The 19,360-nt window shown below is 33.4% G+C and carries 22 protein-coding genes; 15 read left to right on the top strand and 7 right to left on the bottom strand.

The features are described from left to right. The first annotated feature begins 96 nt into the window (after window positions 1-96). The 6 genes from BFU36_RS08840 to BFU36_RS08815 are packed head-to-tail and all read left to right on the top strand — an operon-like array spanning window position 97 to window position 6,540. Window positions 97-528, top strand: a complete 432-nt coding sequence (locus tag BFU36_RS08840) for an archaellin/type IV pilin N-terminal domain-containing protein (RefSeq protein WP_069283540.1) — start codon at window positions 97-99, stop codon at window positions 526-528. Window position 529: 1 nt separating this feature from the next. Then, a complete protein-coding gene (locus BFU36_RS08835) occupies window positions 530-907 on the top strand; it encodes a hypothetical protein (protein ID WP_069283539.1) in 378 nt (125 codons plus the stop codon). A gap of 39 nt (window positions 908-946) precedes the next feature. Next, window positions 947-1,375 (top strand): hypothetical protein, encoded by a 429-nt coding sequence (locus tag BFU36_RS08830; RefSeq protein ID WP_069283538.1) that lies wholly within the window; start codon window positions 947-949, stop codon window positions 1,373-1,375. 53 nt (window positions 1,376-1,428) lie between these two features. Next, complete coding sequence (locus BFU36_RS08825; protein ID WP_069283537.1) at window positions 1,429-2,979, top strand: type II/IV secretion system ATPase subunit; 1,551 nt, start codon at window positions 1,429-1,431, stop codon at window positions 2,977-2,979. Further along, complete coding sequence (locus BFU36_RS08820; RefSeq protein WP_409349221.1) at window positions 2,972-4,942, top strand: type II secretion system F family protein; 1,971 nt, start codon at window positions 2,972-2,974, stop codon at window positions 4,940-4,942. Before BFU36_RS08825 ends, BFU36_RS08820 begins: the two co-directional genes overlap by 8 nt. Window positions 4,943-4,995: 53 nt before the next feature. Beyond that, complete coding sequence (locus BFU36_RS08815; protein WP_069283535.1) at window positions 4,996-6,540, top strand: hypothetical protein; 1,545 nt, start codon at window positions 4,996-4,998, stop codon at window positions 6,538-6,540. Here BFU36_RS08815 and csa3 read toward each other — a convergent pair. Further along, the gene (gene csa3 / locus BFU36_RS13610) at window positions 6,537-7,151 is read right to left on the bottom strand and encodes a CRISPR-associated CARF protein Csa3 (protein ID WP_083216377.1); all 615 of its coding nucleotides are present in this window, start codon (window positions 7,149-7,151) and stop codon (window positions 6,537-6,539) included. The two genes, BFU36_RS08815 and csa3, sit on opposite strands and share 4 nt — an antisense overlap. A gap of 93 nt (window positions 7,152-7,244) precedes the next feature. On the opposite strand from csa3, the gene BFU36_RS08805 reads away from it, so the two are divergent. Then, window positions 7,245-8,330 carry a M28 family peptidase gene (locus tag BFU36_RS08805; RefSeq protein ID WP_069283534.1) on the top strand — a complete coding sequence of 362 codons (1,086 nt, stop codon included), beginning with the start codon at window positions 7,245-7,247 and terminating at the stop codon, window positions 8,328-8,330. Here the strand turns inward: BFU36_RS08805 and BFU36_RS08800 are convergent. Beyond that, window positions 8,316-9,092 (bottom strand): hypothetical protein, encoded by a 777-nt coding sequence (locus tag BFU36_RS08800; RefSeq protein ID WP_069283532.1) that lies wholly within the window; start codon window positions 9,090-9,092, stop codon window positions 8,316-8,318. The two genes, BFU36_RS08805 and BFU36_RS08800, sit on opposite strands and share 15 nt — an antisense overlap. 481 nt (window positions 9,093-9,573) lie before the next feature. Between BFU36_RS08800 and BFU36_RS08795 the strand changes: the two genes are divergently transcribed. From BFU36_RS08795 to BFU36_RS08780, 4 genes are all read left to right on the top strand, one after another. After that, on the top strand, window positions 9,574-9,966 hold the full coding sequence (locus BFU36_RS08795) for a hypothetical protein (protein ID WP_069283530.1): 393 nt from the start codon (window positions 9,574-9,576) through the stop codon (window positions 9,964-9,966). Window positions 9,967-9,992: 26 nt separating this feature from the next. Then, window positions 9,993-10,253, top strand: coding sequence for a DUF504 domain-containing protein (locus BFU36_RS08790; RefSeq protein WP_069283529.1), 261 nt, complete (start codon window positions 9,993-9,995; stop codon window positions 10,251-10,253). An 816-nt stretch (window positions 10,254-11,069) separates the two neighbouring features. After that, window positions 11,070-11,342, top strand: coding sequence for a hypothetical protein (locus BFU36_RS08785; protein ID WP_069284685.1), 273 nt, complete (start codon window positions 11,070-11,072; stop codon window positions 11,340-11,342). A 54-nt stretch (window positions 11,343-11,396) separates the two neighbouring features. After that, window positions 11,397-12,437 carry an AIR synthase family protein gene (locus BFU36_RS08780; protein WP_231961106.1) on the top strand — a complete coding sequence of 347 codons (1,041 nt, stop codon included), beginning with the start codon at window positions 11,397-11,399 and terminating at the stop codon, window positions 12,435-12,437. Window positions 12,438-12,443: 6 nt separating this feature from the next. On the opposite strand, the gene BFU36_RS08775 is transcribed toward BFU36_RS08780, so the two are convergent. Together BFU36_RS08775 and BFU36_RS08770 are read right to left on the bottom strand one after the other, a co-directional pair. Continuing rightward, on the bottom strand, window positions 12,444-14,144 hold the full coding sequence (locus BFU36_RS08775) for an MFS transporter (protein ID WP_069283527.1): 1,701 nt from the start codon (window positions 14,142-14,144) through the stop codon (window positions 12,444-12,446). Window positions 14,145-14,290: 146 nt separating this feature from the next. After that, the gene (locus BFU36_RS08770; protein ID WP_069283525.1) at window positions 14,291-14,674 is read right to left on the bottom strand and encodes a hypothetical protein; all 384 of its coding nucleotides are present in this window, start codon (window positions 14,672-14,674) and stop codon (window positions 14,291-14,293) included. Between the two features lie 113 nt (window positions 14,675-14,787). Here BFU36_RS08770 and BFU36_RS13865 point away from each other — a divergent pair, with 113 nt between their 5' ends. Beyond that, on the top strand, window positions 14,788-14,946 hold the full coding sequence (locus BFU36_RS13865; RefSeq protein ID WP_156770071.1) for a hypothetical protein: 159 nt from the start codon (window positions 14,788-14,790) through the stop codon (window positions 14,944-14,946). 32 nt (window positions 14,947-14,978) lie between these two features. Here BFU36_RS13865 and BFU36_RS08765 read toward each other — a convergent pair whose 3' ends face one another. After that, window positions 14,979-15,587 carry a YkgJ family cysteine cluster protein gene (locus BFU36_RS08765; RefSeq protein ID WP_069283523.1) on the bottom strand — a complete coding sequence of 203 codons (609 nt, stop codon included), beginning with the start codon at window positions 15,585-15,587 and terminating at the stop codon, window positions 14,979-14,981. Between the two features lie 231 nt (window positions 15,588-15,818). On the opposite strand from BFU36_RS08765, the gene BFU36_RS08760 reads away from it, so the two are divergent. Continuing rightward, the gene (locus BFU36_RS08760; protein WP_069283521.1) at window positions 15,819-16,181 is read left to right on the top strand and encodes a sulfolobus mercury resistance protein, MerI; all 363 of its coding nucleotides are present in this window, start codon (window positions 15,819-15,821) and stop codon (window positions 16,179-16,181) included. On the opposite strand, the gene BFU36_RS08755 is transcribed toward BFU36_RS08760, so the two are convergent. Beyond that, window positions 16,178-17,014, bottom strand: coding sequence for a M48 family metallopeptidase (locus BFU36_RS08755; protein ID WP_069283519.1), 837 nt, complete (start codon window positions 17,012-17,014; stop codon window positions 16,178-16,180). The genes BFU36_RS08760 and BFU36_RS08755 overlap by 4 nt on opposite strands. A gap of 376 nt (window positions 17,015-17,390) precedes the next feature. Then, window positions 17,391-17,705 carry a GYD domain-containing protein gene (locus BFU36_RS08750; protein WP_069283515.1) on the bottom strand — a complete coding sequence of 105 codons (315 nt, stop codon included), beginning with the start codon at window positions 17,703-17,705 and terminating at the stop codon, window positions 17,391-17,393. A 136-nt stretch (window positions 17,706-17,841) separates the two neighbouring features. On the opposite strand from BFU36_RS08750, the gene BFU36_RS08745 reads away from it, so the two are divergent. After that, complete coding sequence (locus tag BFU36_RS08745) at window positions 17,842-18,975, top strand: thiolase family protein (protein ID WP_069283513.1); 1,134 nt, start codon at window positions 17,842-17,844, stop codon at window positions 18,973-18,975. Beyond that, window positions 18,972-19,247 (top strand): hypothetical protein, encoded by a 276-nt coding sequence (locus BFU36_RS08740; RefSeq protein ID WP_069283511.1) that lies wholly within the window; start codon window positions 18,972-18,974, stop codon window positions 19,245-19,247. The genes BFU36_RS08745 and BFU36_RS08740 overlap by 4 nt, the downstream gene beginning before the upstream one ends. Window positions 19,248-19,360 lie beyond the last annotated feature (113 nt).

The following is a 19,360-nucleotide window of genomic DNA, read 5'->3' as shown; positions in this document are numbered from 1 at the left end:
AACTAAACAAGTTTTTCTAATTTAATATCAATGACTTACGTTCTATCAATTCCACGCTTTAAATATATATTCTAATGTTAAGTGAATAATATTATAATGAATAAGGGAATATCAGAAGCTATAACTGTAGTTTTTTTGATTTTAATTACACTTGTTGCTGTTGCTATAGTTTCTATTTACTATCTACATGTAGTCAGTCTCCATCAATTGAGCTTATCAGAGGAGCTAAGTAATCAATATAAAGATATAGGTCAGCTTTTGACAGTGGTCTATTATTATCAAAAGGGGGGTTGTAGTTATTTCTTTGTAGAGAATATTGGAAACGTCCCAATAAATGTCACTCAAATTTATTTGAATTCAACACAAGTTAGTTCTTCCACACACTTAAGCTATGTAATTTATAATTCAACTAATACAAAGATCAATGTACTTTATCCCCAGTTAGTCTATGTGATCTTAGTCCATGCTAATGTTACTTCTATCATAATTAGAACATCAAATGACAATTTAATTCAATTGGTGGCATAGAATGAGAGGGCAAGCTTCAGTAATAGCCATGATCGTTGTGTTCTTTCTGCTACTCTTAACGATTAGCCTGACGCTTTACGTTACAGCTTCATATCTAAGTCTGCAAAAAGAGTACCTCACTATATCCCAAATAAAGGCAAATCAAGCTAAGGAAAATCTTCTCATAAGCTACTCAGATGGCTCTCTCTCGATATATAACGCTGGTACTGTTGTCACTAAGATTGTTGCAATTTTGTTGATTAATCCCACTAATGTTACAATACAACCGGAAAACGTTAGCATTTCCCCTAATCAGAATATAATAATACATGTCGGGCATGCTCAATCTTACGTAGTAGTTACCTCATATGGGAATAGTTATTATGTTAAATTGAATTAAACGAAAAAGTAAAAAGTAAAAGCCAATATACTATGATATATGAGCAGTAAAAGGCAAAGAAAAGGATTAGAGAACGCATTAGTTACGGTTCTTTTAATACTCATTGCTATAGCTGCAGTAAGTCTGATAAGTTATTACTTTTTTGGTTTGTTAAGGCACAGTTTCGTTAGCAGTGACATTAGCATAAATAATGTTCAGATGGTAGGTGGTATAGTTACTGGGGATATTCTAAATCAAGGAAATAGTAATATAACTGAAATAATTATACAAGTCCATATTCCTGGGAATTCAACTCCTATAGTCAGCTACGCTAATTCTAGTTTGAATATTTCTCCAGGGCAGACGTATTCATTTGTTATAGGTGTTAAAAACGCAGTAAGCGGAAATAACTACGTGATAATCGTCACTGTGAAGTATAATAATGGAAATACTTATTCAACATCTATAGAAGTTACTGACAACGGCTAAAAATAATCATTTTTAAGTTAATGGTTTTATATTTGTCCTTTTTAATATAATATATGGCACTTATTCGCAAAAAGAAATCAGATAATAAATTTGATGAACTATCATATTATTTGCAATCAATAGATGATTCGGGTTTGATTACTCTACGAACTAATTTAGATGGATTTAACGTTTTAGACCACTATACTCTAACTTCTTATAACGTAGATGTTTACATTGCAGAGAGGGAAGGCATAGGATATTATTTAGTAAATGAACCTCCCCTGAGTGATAGGGAAAATAGGATATTAATGGCTTTATTGGATAGCCTTATTTATAGCCCCACTACAGCTTTCTCTTCTAAGGAAATTAACGTAAAGGAGTTGGAAAAGGAGATTTTAAAAATTTCAGCCAAGTTAGGGGTAATTTCTCAAGTTAAGGGCAATTTAGGAAAATTTTTATATTACATTTTAAGGGAGATAAAGTACTCAGTTTTGCAAGTTCCGATGAGTGATCCATATATTGAAGAAATTGAATTAGTATCACCATATAAACCAGTATCGGTAGTCCACAGTAGACATACTGAATGGCCTAGACTTGAGACTAACATTATCTTGAATAGCGAGATAAGAGTAAGGAGATTAGTTGAGCGTTTATCGTCTTTAGGCGGGAGAAGTGTTAGTACAGCTATGCCTTTGCAAGATTTCATGTTACCTGAAGGTCATAGAGTAGCAGTAAGTTACGGTGAGGAGATAAGTAAAGGAACTACCTTTAACGTAAGAAAGTTCCCTGAAAAACCTTTAACTATAGTTGATCTAATATACAAGTATAATACGTTAAGTGAATTAATGGCAGTTTATTTATGGATAATAGCTGAGGCTAAGTTGTTTATGTTTTTGGTAGGTCCAACTGGAAGTGGAAAGACTACCACATTAAATTCATTGCTAATGCTCCTCAACCCTCTATCAAAATACTTAACAATTGAAGATACACCAGAGCTGAAACTTCCGCATAAGTATTGGATTCAGTTCTACACTAGACCATCTTCTTATGGTAGTGGGAGGGAGATTACGTATTATGATCTAGTTAAACTTTCACTGAGGTATAGACCAGACTATATAATCGTAGGAGAGGTTAGAGGTAAAGAAATAGAATGGTTAGTGCAAGCTGTGGCTAGTGGTCATGGGGGACTCACGACCTTTCACGGCTCAAATCATGTTGATGTAATAACTAGGATAAGTGGGTTATTAGGTCCAGATCTTTCACAACAGTTTAGACAATTAATCTCAGTCGTCGCTTCAATAAAGAGAATAGAAGAGCATGGAAACAAAAAAGCTAATAGGAAAATAGTATCGATAGTTGAGAACGTTGGTAATGATTTTAAGGAGATCTTTAAGTACGATTATAGTAAGGACTTTTTCATACCAAATAGTCCAGAGGAGTTAAATAGTGTTCAATTAGATAAGGCGAGAGAATTGTTAGGTTGGACTAAGGAAAGATTATATGAAGAAATTGATAGGAGGATCTTACTTTTGAGGAGATTAGGTGAAAAGGGTATATCAGACTATGATGAGTTAGCTAAGGCTTTAGTAAGGTATTACGTAAACGGTGATAGTATTGGATAGAGGGGGAAAATTAAAATTTGCTAATATAGTATCATACGATTTAATTTTAGTGATACTTTCTGGAGTATTAGACTTAATCTTAACTCTTTTTAAGGGTCATTTCCTATACGTTTTCTCCAGTTTATTTAGATATATTGTGATAAGCTCTTCAGTAGCTCTTGGCGATGCTTTGGGATTTCTTTTGGTATTGCAGGCCTCGTTACTAGGGCTTTTCATAGGAGGAATTGTACTCTTAGCTATTACGTTTACTGTTAATTACACTAGGGTTAGAGGTGAGTATGAAGCTGGAGTTCCGATTTCAACTATACTTCAATCTAGAATAATAACTAGTAGTAGATTAAGTAATCTAGCGTATTGGATAAGGCGTAGAATTGAGAGATATGTTAACGCTAGTGCAGATTTAAAGAGCCCACTGCAAATAGGAATTAGCTTTACAGCTTACTTTCTAATATCATTACTAATTGTTATCCCGTTATCAATTGCCTTGGCATTAGCCTTACTCTCTCCTATTCCTTTCGTACTTCTCCTAGTCCCTATAATTTTTCTACTTTATCCAGACCAGGCTTACAAAAGCAGAGCAAGAGAGATGAGAGATAATCTACAAGATGAACTACCATTTTTTGTTGTTCTAATCACAATAATTTCAGCTGGGGGGAGTAACATTTATGAAGCCATGAAGAAAGTCGTAGAGTTTCCATTGTTTAAAGCCATAAGGAAGGAAGCATTACTAATCTTAAGGGATATAGATTTCTTTGGGAAATCTCCTTTAGACGCTTTAGAGCACAGAGCTAGAATAACGCTAAACAGGGACTATTCGTGGTTTTTAGCTGGATATACTTCAATAATCAGAAGTGGAGGTGAGATTGAGGCTTATCTTTTTCAAAAAGCTAGAGAGTTTTTAAATTGGTTACAATTTAGGTGGAGAGTTTATTCAGAAAGGACAGCCTTTCTTGGTGAATTAATAGTGATATTATTCCTAATTTTTCCGATGTTTCTTATAGCCTTAGCCTTTTTCACGAACGGTGCTGTAATAGTGTTTCTACTCGTAATACCCATACTGTTTGGCACAATTCTTTACGCTATAACGACTGCTAACAGACCTAGGTATATGGACGATATAAGGTTAAGTATTATTCAAGTTCTCATAGCGTTCTTAGCATCATTCGTAATAGGTGGTATTGTAGAAGTATTTATAGGAAAGATTTTCTACACAATTGGATTAAGTTTATTTACTTTTAGCTTATTATTTACAATATTCTCATATAAACAAGTTAAGGAGATAAGTGATGTAGAAGCCTCACTTCCCCAATTTTTGCGTGATGTTACTGAGTTTAGGAAGATAGGTTATGATATGGTTAGGGCTATAAGAACTTTAGCAGAAGAGAAGAGATATAGGGCTGAGTTTAATAGGGTTTTAAATGAACTTGTAAGGCAAAACAACATGGGAATACCTTTAACTAGAGCTAAAATTACAACACGTAGTTGGCTAGGAAAGTTTGCCTTATCTACAGTTCAAATACTAATAGAGAGTGGAGCCGTTAGACCTGATCTTTTAGAGTACTTAACTGAGTTTACCCAGAACTTTATCGAATCTAAGAGGGAGGCATTTTCAAGAATGAGAGCGTATCAAGTTTTAGGAGTTTTAACACCCATACTTCTAATCGCTACAATATTAATTTCAGTAGTGATTATGGGTTCTTTTACCTTATTTGATGTTCCCGGTACTTTCGGTATACAATTTCCTAACATAATTAGTCAAGTAATATTATCTCCAATTAACTTACTAGAGATGTTCTCTTTCATATTCATGTCTTCATTTACGATAGGATTATTGGTTACTAAGGCGTTATACGGAACTGTGAAGTACATGATATTACCAACTATAACTTTAGCAATAGCCTTACTTTCCGTCCACTTCTTTAACGTGTTAGAGCCTATAATACTAAAACTATTTTCTATATAGTTGAAAGAAAAATAATAATATTTATACTCTCTTAATGTATATTTTTATCATAGATGCAGGATACTCTTGGATTAATTGCTTTAGCAATAGTTGTTATCATTTTATTTTCAGTTGTCACTGGAGTTATCATCTTTAACGCCCAAAATGAAAGAGAATATTTAAGCTCTCAAAATGTAGAAAATAACCAAATACTTTCCAAAGCTAAAGTCGGTTATTACTGGGTGGTTGAGGAATTAAAGAATAACACAATATCGTTTATACCTCATGTTTATCTACTTGACATGGAAGGAGTTTACACTATTACAAACGTATTTGAGTATTCCTTCAATGGATTATATCGTATGTTTCCCGTGAAGAGTTTAGTGATATTCACTAACGGATCTATAACTAAGCAAGGAGTAGTTTTAAGTCCCGGTCAAGCAATAGTTATAAGACCTAACATTACCACAGGTCAAATAATATTTGTCACTGAGAGTGGCTCTACCTTTAGTTTAGTCCTATTCCCCCCATCCACTAAGACGTTACAAGCTGGAGAAACGAGCCAAAATTACACTGTTTTTCAAATAGGTAACGATAGTATATTGACTATAAAAAGCAGTTCTTCAAATCTGTTAGGTCCTAAAAATGTCACTAGTGTAGAGTTAATATACAATAAAACGCCTCCATTATTTAATAGTACAATTCCGCCTACTGGTACTCCTCCGACCAGAATTGTGGTAAATTATTATACCGTTAATGTTAAGTATTTCGAAAATGTTACTGTAATTAAGGCAGTCGATATAAGGGATAATAAGGTTTATTTGATTTATGCTGGTCAGGCTAGTTGGAATGGTACCGTTTATGCTAACTATTATCAGAATGGACTGCTAGAATCTCAACCAGTTGGGAGCTTTCATATTTATTACAATACAACTTACAATTACTATTCTTATGGTCCAGTTAATTATCCTGACGGATATGTGATTAATATCAATGTCAGTGAGAGCGGTTATGTTCCATTAAGTATGACAGTTTACACTTATAATGTAACTAATCAGAGCGGGTATTATATAGTAGGAAATTATAGTGAATTATGGGTTAAGCCAACGATTAATAACGTGGAAAAAATACATTCAATTGGTAATAGCTATCTATATTATTACTATTATGTATATAGTATTAACTATAATTATAGCAGTGACAATTTCATGAGAGTAGGAGGATCAAAAATATTTCTAGGATGGCTAGATATGAACGTATCAGTGCTCTTAAAGGGAAGTTCAATTAACCAGTTAAACTTATCTTCGTTTAATATTGAGTATAACGCATCTGAAGGGGAATTCACTAATTTGCCTATCATACTTAACATAACATACAATGTTTCCTCATATTCTCCGCCATTTCTTTTAAACTTCTCATTTACTAATCAGTCCTTACCAGTGATGTTCAATGCCACTGAGAACTTTTTGAATAACTCATTTTATATATACGGACTACCCATAGTGGTTCCGACTAATGATAGTGTTTTGAACGTAAATTATGGTGGATATCCTTACATAGTAGTGTTCTTTATAATAGAATTAAACGGTAAGGTAATAGGAGAAAACTTTCCCTCCTAGTATACTTGTGATATTATTTCTCCTTTCTTGGTTAATTTTATCTCCTTTCCTTTTTCTAAATAACCCTTTTCAGCTAAATTATTAATCTTCTTTGATACCGTAGACAGTGGTATATTCGTTACCTTTGCTATATCTCTGACTTTCTTATGACCACCTTTTATTGCATTTATGATTTCCACTTCCTTTTCGTCTAGCTCATCATTTACTATTTCCTTTAACTCGAACGTAACGACACCAGTTAGGTTTTCTGCCTCAATCTCAACCTTGGCGTCATATCCTAACATTAAAAACGTAGCCAATATTTCGAAATTTAATATTCTCATGCCACTTGACAAGTTTAGTAAGAAATCTCTCTTTTTTATAGATAATATTTTCTTAGATATTTTTACAATTGTAGATATTAGGTCAAGCTGATTAACCTCTAAGATTTCTAAGGGTATAGAAGCTTCATCTAGTAGCTTCTTAAAATTATTTATTGCTTCCCTAGTCTTAGGATTCTCCTCTCCCTCAGGTTTAATTAATATAACCTTATCTATGTTATTTTTACCATTCCTAAGAAAGCATCTTACGAGAAATTTTTCCTCAAATCCGATTGCAGATATCAATATCATTGAAATACAACTAAGTAACAAAATTATAAATGTTTCTTGAAATCATGAACATGTTCAAAAATGTTTATTAATATATTTTGATAGCTTAATTTTGTGCTAGAGTTAACGTCCAAAATATATAGGTTAGGTGAAATAATCCACGGCTCAGAAAAGGAGAAAAAAGCACTAAAAATGATAAAGGATAGCCTAGAGTTTGATGAGGGAATAAGCATTAGACAATTACCAGTAAACACGAAGGAATGGGCTATAAAGTTTCAGAAACTCTTGATTAATAATAAAGAAGTTGAAGACTTTACGTTATTTCCCTATTCTCGTGGAAGTGTTAAGGGGAGAGTGGGTAGTAATATTTTGCAATTTTCTTTTCCAAATCATCCTTTTAAGGTAAAGGATCTGTACAAGGTGGCAATAGAGCAAGGAGCAGAAGCACTAATATTTTATGAGAACTCTTTAAAGAGAAGGATCACTTTAGGAGATGTAAATATCCCCATCTTGATGATACCCCAAAAGCTAGAAAAGGGAACTGTGATAGAAATAGAGGCTGAATCTGAATTAAAAGATACTATATCTTACAATCTTGAAGTAGAATTGAGAGAAGGAAAAGACGATTATATTTTAATTGGTGCTCATATAGATCATTGGCTAACCGGCTATCATGATAATTTGTTTTCCGTTGATACTTTACTTTCTCTTATTTATAGTAAAGAAATAATGGTAAGAAATCATGGTATGAAAGTAGTCTTCTTCTCTTCAGAGGAAGGTCCTAGGTGCTGTGCTGGTTCATTTCAGTATCCTAAGGATGGTGTAAGTATTGCAATAGTTTTAGACGCGTTATTTCCTAATAGAGTTGTCTTCTCTGCAATACCTAGCTTATGGGATTTCTCTAAATATTTTAAGCTAAAAAGGATAGAAATGCCAACACCTTTCTCAGACCACTTTAGCTTTATTCAACATGGTATTCCGGCTGTAGTACTTTACAATGATGATCTAATCCCATATTATCACTCTGATAGGGATGTGGAATTTAATGAAGATGAACAATATAAGTTAAGCATTATTGGTAGTTTAAGGAAAATGTTAGAAGAGGTAGATAAACATAGTGTTGATGAGCTGAGGCTAAATAAGTTTGGTACGAATAAGATTTTACCAGATTATGTTAATCTAACCTCAATGTTTGGTTAGTGTGGAAGTTAAGATATAATTATAATATATTATCATTGATGTTATAATAAGTGCATCATACGGAATAGGATTGATAAGTGTTAGTAATATCGTTAAAGCTAGTGCAGAGTAAATATATCGTAATAATCGCTTAGATGATAATATTCCTAAAGCTGAAAATCCTAATGATAATACAACAGCAGAGTAGAACCAATCTGTATAATTGAAAGCAGTTGGTGGAAATGCCGCTACTCCTATTAATGGAAAGATCTCTCTAAACGTTAATCCTCTTAAGTAGTGAATGAGATAAAACGCTAACATTTCAGCCATCATTGGGTAGAAGAACCAATAACTGTTTACGGAGTTATAGAATGCATCATAAGGGGTAGAAAAGCGTACACTCCCGAATTCTGCTAATCCGAACGTAGTCCCCATTAATATTTCATTTATTACTACTAATATTGAGAAAAATACTACATGTATCCTTTGACCATTAAATCTTATTTTAGCAATTTCTTCAGCTATTATAAAAAAATACGCCAAAGCGGAAATCATTATTGCCATGTTAACTCCGAAAGCTATAGCCAAAGAAGTTGATGATGGCGAGAAAAGATATATCGATGCACCTATAAACATTGTAAGCATCATTGCAAGAGAGAAATATATGAAGAAAACTCCAATGTACGTCTTTATTTTCTCCATATAATATAGTATTATAACTATGATTGCTACCATTAAAGATGCAACTAAAAATAGTGAAATTAATATTAGTAGGTTTATCATGTATAATGAAATATTACATTAAGCGTTAAAAGTCTTATTCAGGGCTTCTAAATTTCACAAAGTGATGAAAGCCTCGCCACTCATGGTGGGGAGGAAGTCGGAAACACAAATATTCACTGGTAGTTATGATACGTATTATTTTAAAGTAATTTTCTAGGGACGGATGTTAACCATATCGGAATTTTTGTATAGTAGTAAGTAAAATTTATATCATTTATGTTAATGTGTTATTTCACTATTATACTTTTCGCATATACAACAGTTGTTATTACGTTAAGATTTCGTATTATTGTAAGCGATCAGAATCTTATGGTTGTTTAAAAATAATTCTATACTCAAGTCTAAAAAGTATTCTTGAAGAAAACCAATTGCTTCAATAAAACTATTTATAAAAAATTAGAGAAATAGTAATAAAAAGATAACCTTTTACCGTTGATGAACTTACGAAAAATTTTAAATATGAATATTATACAATACTAATATGAATCCTTTTAAAAAGGAAAAAATTTATCCTAAACAAGTAGACGTAAACAAATTAGTAAATGAATTCTCAACATATCTTCAAAGCAACGGCTGGAAAGTACAACAAAAAGTAGAAGGAAATAAGGCAATTTTACAAGCACAAAAGGGAGGTATACTACGCGATATTATAGCTGCAGATAGAGCTCTAACTTTCACCTTTGAGAATACACCTCAAGGATTGAAAGTAACGGCAGGAATAGGGAAGTGGATACAGAACTTAGCTGTTACAGCTATTGAGGTACTATTACTTTCTGAATTATTTCTAGTTGTAGATGTTCCGGAAATGCTGTGGAATGTTCATGTAGAGTCAGAACTTATGAAGAAGATAGATCAATTAGTAGCATCAGCTTAAAAATAACTTTTTCCAACTCTAATTCAATGAATATAAGAGATGCCATAAATAGAGTTATTTGGAAAGAAAAAGAAAGGATAAGCGAATACGTATTAATAATCAAAGATAGGATAAGCTCTACAGGTATAAGTGAGATACCTTTTGAAAACATTGACAAAATAGATAGAAACTACATATATTTAAATGATGATACAATAATCCCAATGCATAGAGTCTTAATGATAAAGAGAAAAACCGATTGTAAAGTGGTTTGGAAAAGAGGAGACGACAAGTTTTCTGAAAGTTAAACTGTATGTGGACAACAATTTCATCCACCCCCCATATTCTAACTTATGCCAATAGATTTCGAGTAAATTGTGTTGAAGAATATTTTTAGCCATCTCGTTATCGTGTTCCCTGTTGAGTTTCATGTGAAGTGCATACTTGCTTAAGCTTCTGAACACTTACTAAGCTTGCAAAAAGTTTCAACATCGTGTTTAGACCAAGAGAATGCCTTGTAGCCTTATCGTGTAGGAAGATAATATTATCCCTCCAATTCTTAAGCTTAACATTACGTAAACGTGGAAACTACATGAAGAATACAACTAGCCCAGACTGGTAATGCCTAACAACCCATCTCACCATTAACCCTCATCAACGAGTAAACGATCCCCTCCTTAACATCAAGCTTAAGCTCATAATTAACATTAGCCAACTTGTGAGGAGCAAGGTAGTGTGAGGAAATGAAGTCCTCCAACTTGACAAGCAAGATGTTAAGGCTAATACAATCTCATCCAAGGAGTGAAACCTAGGCTTAAAAGGGTAGAGATAATTTGGGAAATCAAACCTATTCATATTCTTGCCGTAATAAATAACCCTAAAAATATTTTTTCATAATAAAGAAAATTCAATTTATATTAAAACAACCAAATTGTTGTCCACACACGAATATTTAAAGAAAAGGGTGAAAAGACAATAGTGTATCAGACCATTTCGAAGAATTGGATCAGTATTGCTAAAATTTTATTATATGCTTAATAAAGTATAAACTAAAATATATGAATATTTGGTTAATTCAATCTACTTTGATAAAATTTTTATTCTTCAAAGAGAACTTAGTATCTATGAGCAAAAGGGATATATCAAATACTGGTAGATTACCTATAATACCAACTAATCAAGTATTTCCAGGTTTACCCTCGCCTTCTAACATTTCTACTTACGATCAAACAGAATTAATGTTAAGATGCAAATTATGTAATCAGATTCTATCGGTTAATAAAGCATACGAGCATCAAGCTATGCATAAGGATAAGGGAGAAGATCCTTGTTTTACGATAGAGAGTGTGCAAATATCGAATAAGAGGAGTATATGGTACTCTAATGAGATAATTTAAGGAATTTTTTATCCTTTCTTTTTGTCTAAGTTGCAAAAACGATAAAAACTATATATGCTTTTACACTTTATGAGATTAGGCAAGATAAACCAAGAAATTTTTAACAAGATTATATATCCACATCTAGGCTTCTTGCATAATGAAGTAATAGTCAGACCTCAACATGGAGTGGATACTGGTGCAATTGACCTTCAAGACGGAAGAGTACTAGTAGTAAAAACTGATCCCGTTTTCATAGTTCCTCAATTTGGTTTTAAGAAGGCTTCGTGGTTTGCTGTTCACATATTAGCTAGTGATGTCATGACTTCTGGTATACCTCCAAAATATGCTCTTATTGATCTTAATCTACCCCCTAAAATTGGAGATAATGAGTTTGAAGAGATGTGGATAGGTATTCATGAAGCCTTAAGTGAAATAGGTGTTATGGTGGTAGGTGGTCATACTGGAATATATGAAGGTACAGATTACCCTATGGTTGGTGGATTTACGATGTTCGGTATAGGCGAAAAGGAGAAATTAGGAATGCCCTCAAAGGTTCAAGTAGGTGACGATATACTAATGACTAAGGGACCAGCGATTGAAGCTACTGCTCTATTAGTTAACCTTTATCCAGAATACTTCAGAAACAGGTTAGATAAGGAGGTCTTTAATGAAGCCTATAATCTATACTGGGAGATGAGTTGCTGGAAAGATGGTTTAATTGCCTCCAATGTAGGAATACATTTAATGCACGACGCAACTGAGGGAGGAGTGTTTGAGGCATTAGTTGAGATATCTATAGCTAGTGGAAAAGGTATGAAGATTTACGAGGATAAGTTATTTATGAATAGGGCTGTGAGAGAAGTTACTAAATTAGTAAATATAGATCCTTGGGTATCTATAAGTGAAGGTACTATGATTATAATCACTAACAAAGGAGATGAAGTTAAGAAAAGATTAAATGAGCAAGGAATTAGGGCTGAAATAATAGGTAAAATAGTAGATGATGTCAAGGAAGTCAACTTAGTTAAGTCTGACGGTAGTAGGCAGAAAATCGACACTCCTAAAGAGGATCCATTTTGGAAAGTATTCTTCGAATTAGCTAATAAAAAATGAAAAATTTTAACTGTTTTTCTCTGTTTGAGATATAGTACTTGCTTTCATTAGATCTCTCTCATATATTATCGCTTTTCCTCTTAATGCCGAGGCTATAGCTGCACTAAAAGCTAATGCTGAAGCTACAAAGAACGCTATCCTCAGTGACTCCATAAAGGCTGGTGCTACCACTGTTGGGAACCAATATGTACTAGTTATTGTATTTATAGTGGTCGCAGGTATTGAGCTGGTTATAGAAGATGGGAGAGTTGACAATATTGAGCCCACCGGATTATATCCCAAGAATGCTGCAAAAATTGCTGCAGTAGGTGGAATTTTAGCCATTATTGGCGCTAATTGAGGTGCTCCTGCAGCGTTGAGAGCAGATGTTAGTGCTGGTGGTAATGCAACGTATAGCACATCTATTACTATTGTGAAGAAGATTCCTATGCTTAGTGTACTTCCAGTGTTAGTTAACATAGCCCTTATACCAGATGCTGAACCTCTATGTTGTGGTGGAGATGCGTTCATTAATGCTGCTGTATTAGGGGATACGAAAAGCCCATTTCCTACTCCTATGAAGAATACGATCAATGCGAAGTCTATATAGTTGAAATTATAAGGTAACAACGTTAAAGTGAGAAGCCCTATGCCCATAATTACTAAACCCAATGTAGATAAAGGTCTAGCTCCATAACGATCAGAGAGCCTCCCTGCTATGGATCCCATGATTCCAAAGCCAGCTAATAGTGGTAGTAAGTATATTCCAGCCCAAAATGGAGTTACCTCGTAACTATAGCCGTGTAAAGGTAACCATATAGCTTGAAGCAACAATACTAACATTAACTGTAACCCACCAAAAGCTAATTGTGCTAATAGTATTGACGTGGCAGCTGCTGAGAAAGCTCTCACTTTAAATAATTCTATTCTAAACATAGGATCCTTAATTTTTTTCTCAGCTAGGAGAAAGGCGGCAAATAGAGCTAAACCCACTACTATACTCGTTATAACAAATGGATTACTCCAACCAGTCGCTTGAGTACCATAAGGTAGGATACCATAAGTAATTCCTATAAGTATTAGTATCAATGCTACGGCATATAGTATATTTCCAACGTAATCTATTTTTTGATTTCTATTAGGTTTACTCAGTTGTTTCAATGATTTATATGACCATATCGTACCTGCTATTCCTAAAGGAACGCTAACTAGGAATACATCACGCCAATATATGGAGGCAAGGATTCCTCCAATTATTATCCCTGCTACTCCTCCAAAAATTCCGATAACGCCATTTAGCCCTAAGGCAAACCCTCTCTGGTTTGGAGGAAAAGCTTCTGAGAGGATTGCTGTACTGTTAGCCATTAGGAAAGATGCTCCAACACCTTGAAGTATTCTGTAAGAGATTATCTGAAGGGCTGCTATGCTTCCCTTACCTGGAGTGAGGTATAGTAAGATGGAAGCGACAGTAAATATTGCAAATCCTATATTGTACATTCTAACTCTTCCAAAAATGTCAGATATTCTACCAACGTTCACAACTAATATTGCTGATACTATACTATATCCGAATAATATCCATAATAGATACTGAAATGATGTGAATGGATTGATGTTAATACCCCTAAATATAGCAGGCAACGATATTAGTACAATATTAGCGTTCATAAAACCCATAAATACTCCAAGACTTGTGTTAGATAACGCTATCCATTTATACTGAACCATATGGTTAGGAAATTAACTTTAAACTATTAAAACTTTTTCCCCTTGATTATTAAAGCTTTTTTAAAAGACAATAATTTGTTATTATAAATTAATGTCAGCCTTCCCTTTCTCTTCATCAAGTTCTGTAGCGGTCTATCTCCTCATCCTCATTGTATAATATAGATTAATGTTGACATTATAATAAGTAAAATGTCTAGGATAAACGCTATTAATGCCGGACCAGTAGTTACTGGTAAAGGTCTTCCTATAATAGGTGCTGGTAGTATTCTGGTTAAGGTTAACAATAAGTAATTTATCCACCAATATACTATCTCAATTATATAGATAATTTTTAGAGTTACTAATCTAAATAATAGTATAAAGAGTATACCAGCTATAATTGCAAGAACTCCGTCGGCAAGGAAAAACACTCTTATTCCAAAAGGTAGGAAAGATATATTGTATAGCGGTATATGAACAAAAGCCCAGGCAAAGCTTAGTATTCCTGCTATAATACTTAAAACTAACGATAATCTTGAGACTTGTGTCATATAAAGCAACAAGTGGTTTGTTACTAATTAAATTTTTTCCCAATTCATGTATTTAATTGAAAGAATAATATTAGGAAAAAATTTAAAAGAAGTAGTGTCAGAAATAAAATTAAATGAGAATAAATAAAGTTGGAGTTATATTGCTAGGAATATCTATAGCTATATTGATAATAGGTGGCGTATTTTTTGGTATGGCAGCAGTTTCTCATACAGCTATGACTACCTCTGCTCATACGGCTACTCATACTGCAACATATACTTGGGGAGGATAAAGGGTAAGTCTTAAATGATAAAATCTATTTTATTATTTCTTTTTTTTCATTATTGCTTGGTAAAGTTCTTTAGGAGTAGGTTTTCTTCCAAGGCATTTCTCTAAGTCACTGATTATTGCATTAAGAGTTTCTTTTACTTTCTTTCCTGCGATGCAGTATTCTGGCACTTTGAAGTCTGGTATACCTTTTCCATCGTAATTATTAATAATCTCTCTTTGTTCATCTTCAGTAGCAAATGGAAAAGATAAACAAGCATAAGGTTTAAATCTATGGATAGTACAGACCCATCCTTGTTGGAATGGGCAAGGTCTAGGTAATAAATAAATGTTGTCTACTCTCCTCAATTTCTCAAGTTCTTCTCTATTCATTCTTTTAGCTAATTCCTTGTAATCAAATTCATAGACTGGTATAGGATAACCAGATTTGCAACATTTCCCACCACATTTTTCACATTCTTTTGAGACGTCGATAAAAACATTCATAGAAAGTTGATAAATTAAAGAATATAGTCCGAATTTTACTTGTGGAAAATTCTCATATTTTTCTAGTATATTAAGTAGTTTTTCAAAACTTTTTAGATCACCTCCTAATGATCTTTTGGCAAGCTGATTAATGTAATCAAAGTCAATTTTCTGGCTCATAGTTTAACTATAGTTATAGGAGAAAGATAAACTCGTTTTTAATAATATTTTATGAATGAAAAAGGAAGTATCAGTGTGAAAGAAGTAAGATGAAAACTGGGTTTAATCCGTTATCTTAAATTTAGAGGTCTTTGGTTATTAGTGTGTATATAATATTTATATAATTGTAGATAAATAAAAACTAGATAAGGAGAAGAAAGTTTATATATTTTAAAAAGTATAAGTAAGACTATGTACAGGACAAATAAAGTGTATGAAAATGAAAACGTGGAAAAAGTTGTTTTAAACATTGACGATGAGGAAATTGAAATACTCAACAGTAATAATGAGAGTATTGGCAAAATTACTTCCAAGCAAATTGTTAAAACAGCTTTAAAGAGAAAGTCACTCAGGTTTAGAATAAAAGAAGCCCTAGAGGAAAAAATAGATGAAAATGAAAAGTTGCCTAGTTTGAAGGATATCTACTTTGATCAACATTTGCTTCTATATGGCAAGAGGGCTGAAGAAGTCAAAACACTAGGAGTTTCATGTCCAATATGTGGAGTAGAAATAGACGAATATGGTTATTGTGGATGTGGTAGTGGTTCGGCCTAAACGTAGTACAATTTTTGTCCTTCATATTTACTTAAATATTCTAACCTTTCTTTTAAGCTGGGATGAGTTCTAAAGGAAAATGGGCTAGATTTTTCTATATTATTATGCAATATAAAATCTTTTGCAAATAATATTTGAATTGGCATTACATATCTGAGCATATTTACTGGTATATTTCTGCTCAAGTATCCGATTTTTATTAAAGAACTCTCAAGCCAATAGGCTAGTGACGGGTCTTTCTTTACTACTGTTAAGTCAGCTCTTCTTTCTACCTTTCTATGTACGTAAAAGACTAGAGGTAATAGAAGCAAGATGTAAACAAGTATCAATAATGTTATAAAATAGATAGGAATGAAATTCAGTAAAGCCGAGTAAATTAAGTTGACGCATAAAATTGTTACTAACATTGTTTCTGGGTCGAAATTTCTTATGTGGGAAATCTCGTGGGCTAATACAGCTGTTAATTCCTCTGAAGTTAAGGCATCTATTAGTGGAAGTGTTATAGCAATTCCTCTAAATAATACGTTGCCAAAAGCAAAAGCGTTTAAGAAATTATCATTAATAACGTACACTTTAGGTTTTTTTACTTCGAATTTATTAGATAGATTTTCAATTAGTGATATTAGATAGGTATCATTAGCCTTTTTCATCTTAAAAGTTATGATCATGATAAATGGTGAGACGAGATACCATAGAAAGAAGATTAGGAAAATTTGAAGTATAAGGAAGAAAGGTATGTTTAAGGTTAAAGTTGATACAAGCAGAGCTATAACGAAGATTGAAAAAAATGATACCAGATAGTATTTCCACCAGTATGTAGTTACTGAATTCACATAAAAAGTATATTATCATGGCTTAAAATCTATATCTGATATATTTGATGAAAAGACTATCTTGCAATTGTTAGTAAAAACGCAATTGATTGGAAGTTCTCCTCTATCGCCCTTAGAATTAGGCCTTTATAATTTTCTGACTTCTTCCCCCTTAAGGAGGTTCCCCTCATTGATTCGGGTTTACATCTGAGGGGCAGTCGAGAGGCTCAGAGAACCCCTCTGGGTAGAGGGGAGGTAGGGGGAAATCTTCAAACTGTAGCTCTGATTTCGTTCCCACTCTTTTTAGCCCCCCTCATCCATAAATAGAAGCATGAAAAAGAGTTAAATACTTTTCATTCCCGCCATAAATGGCGAGGCTTTCCTCACCTTTGTAAAACTATTTATGTGGGTGTCCTATAGTGGGAGTTGACTTCAAGGCTTTAATAGCATCATCAACTGCAAGTGCTAAATAGGTCTTAGTCCTTACTGTACCTCTACTATTTAATTCGACTAGAGCTTTCAAAAAAGCTTCAACATTCTCTACTTCCACAATATTAATAAAATCAATGTCGCCAAACACCACATATTGTTCTCTCACTTTAGCCCCTATTTTAGCCAGTTCCTCGTTCACTTCCTTAATCCTTTCAGGTTTGTCTGCTATAGTCTCAGCTCCTTTATCCGTTAAGCTTGATAAAACAATAAATATAGCCATATATGTTGATCGTATACCTAGTTTATAGATATTTCTTAGATAGAGATCCAGTCTATTTAAAATGATAGACGAACTTAATTTATATTCTCTAAATATAGAATTTAAATTTATATTCTATTACTAAAGTTGAAATTGAATGGTTGCAATTATCGATGTGAAAATAACTCGATTCGGTAAGAGAAAAGAGAATGTATTAGATCTAGCAGCTGAGGTCTCTCTGCCCTTAGTTCAAAAGTATGAAAATATAGACTTTGCAATAATATCTAATAGTTATTCTGGCGAGTTTAACTCGATATCAGGTTTAAATAATCTAATAACAACTTATATAGGCAAGGATAATTTACCTTCAATAAGAGTAGATAATACAAGCGGAAGTGGAGGTTCAGCTATATTAGTGGCTAAATCATTACTTGACTCTAAGGTAGCTAATTCGGTCTTAGTTATTGGAGTCGAGAAAATGTCTGAAAGGAATACTAAGCAAATAACTTCGATAATAGCTTCATTACTACCATATGAAGAAAGAAGAGCTGGATTAACTTTGCCCTCATTAGCCGGATTAATGGCAAAAGAATATATGAAGAAGTATAACGCACCCAGAGATGTTTTTGCACTAGTAGCTGTAAAAAATCACTATAACGGTTCCCTTAACCCATATGCTCATATACAATCTAAAGTGACTCTGGAAGAAGTATTAAAGTCCCCTATAATAGCGGATCCCTTAACACTTTATGAATTTACACCAATTAGTGATGGAGCTTGCGCCATAGTTATGACGAGAGATGAAGATGCTTACAGCTATAATAAAAAACCTGTCTTCATAAAAGGTATTGGAACTTATGCTGATTCATCTTCAATATCGGAGAGAGAAGATATACTTTCTATCAAAGCCGTTAAAGTAGCTGGGGAGATGGCTAGGAAATCGTCAAAAATAGAAAAAGTGGATTTTGCTGAATTACACGATATGGCAACTGTTTTAGAAATTGTTGAGGCTGAAGAATTAGGACTGCTCAAGAAGGGTGAAGGTTGGAAAGCGTATCTAGATGATTATACTTCAATAAATGGTGAAATACCTATAAATACTAGTGGAGGTCTTAATTCTAAAGGTCATCCAATAGGGGCTAGTGGTGTAGCCCAAGCTATTGAAGCTTTTTATCAAATAAGGGGAGAAGCTGGACAGAGACAAGTTAAAAATGCTAGAACTGGACTCTCATTAAGTATGGCTGGTTTCGGAAATTCAGCCACTGTAATAATATATGGTGATGAGCCATGATATATGTATGTAAGAACTGTAACTATACCTTTTGGGTAAAAAGGGCTAGATGTCCTAAGTGTAACTCATCTGAATTCAGTGAAATTAAAGCAAACGAAGGTGAAGTAATACAGTCGTGGAAATTAAATGCTACTCCAGATGGATTCGAAAATTCATACTTCTTACTCCTAGTTAAAATCGGAAACGCCAGAGTATTTTGTCGTTCTTTAGAACATCCAAGAAGTAATAAGGTAAGGATAGATGAGAATGGGTTATGCAGAGAGATTAATTAATTTACTTAAATTCTTATATAATTTTTAAAGATATTATTCCTAATTTTTTGCAAAGCGAGGAAAGCCTCCCCTTTAAGGTGAGAGCAAGCTAGGAGAAATTTCAATCAGTAAGA

Origin of the sequence: Sulfolobus sp. A20 (assembly GCF_001719125.1) — an archaeon.
Taxonomy (GTDB): Archaea; Thermoproteota; Thermoprotei_A; order Sulfolobales; family Sulfolobaceae; genus Saccharolobus.
Note: the sequence above shows the minus strand (reverse complement) of the source record. Positions and strands in the feature narration are given on the sequence as shown.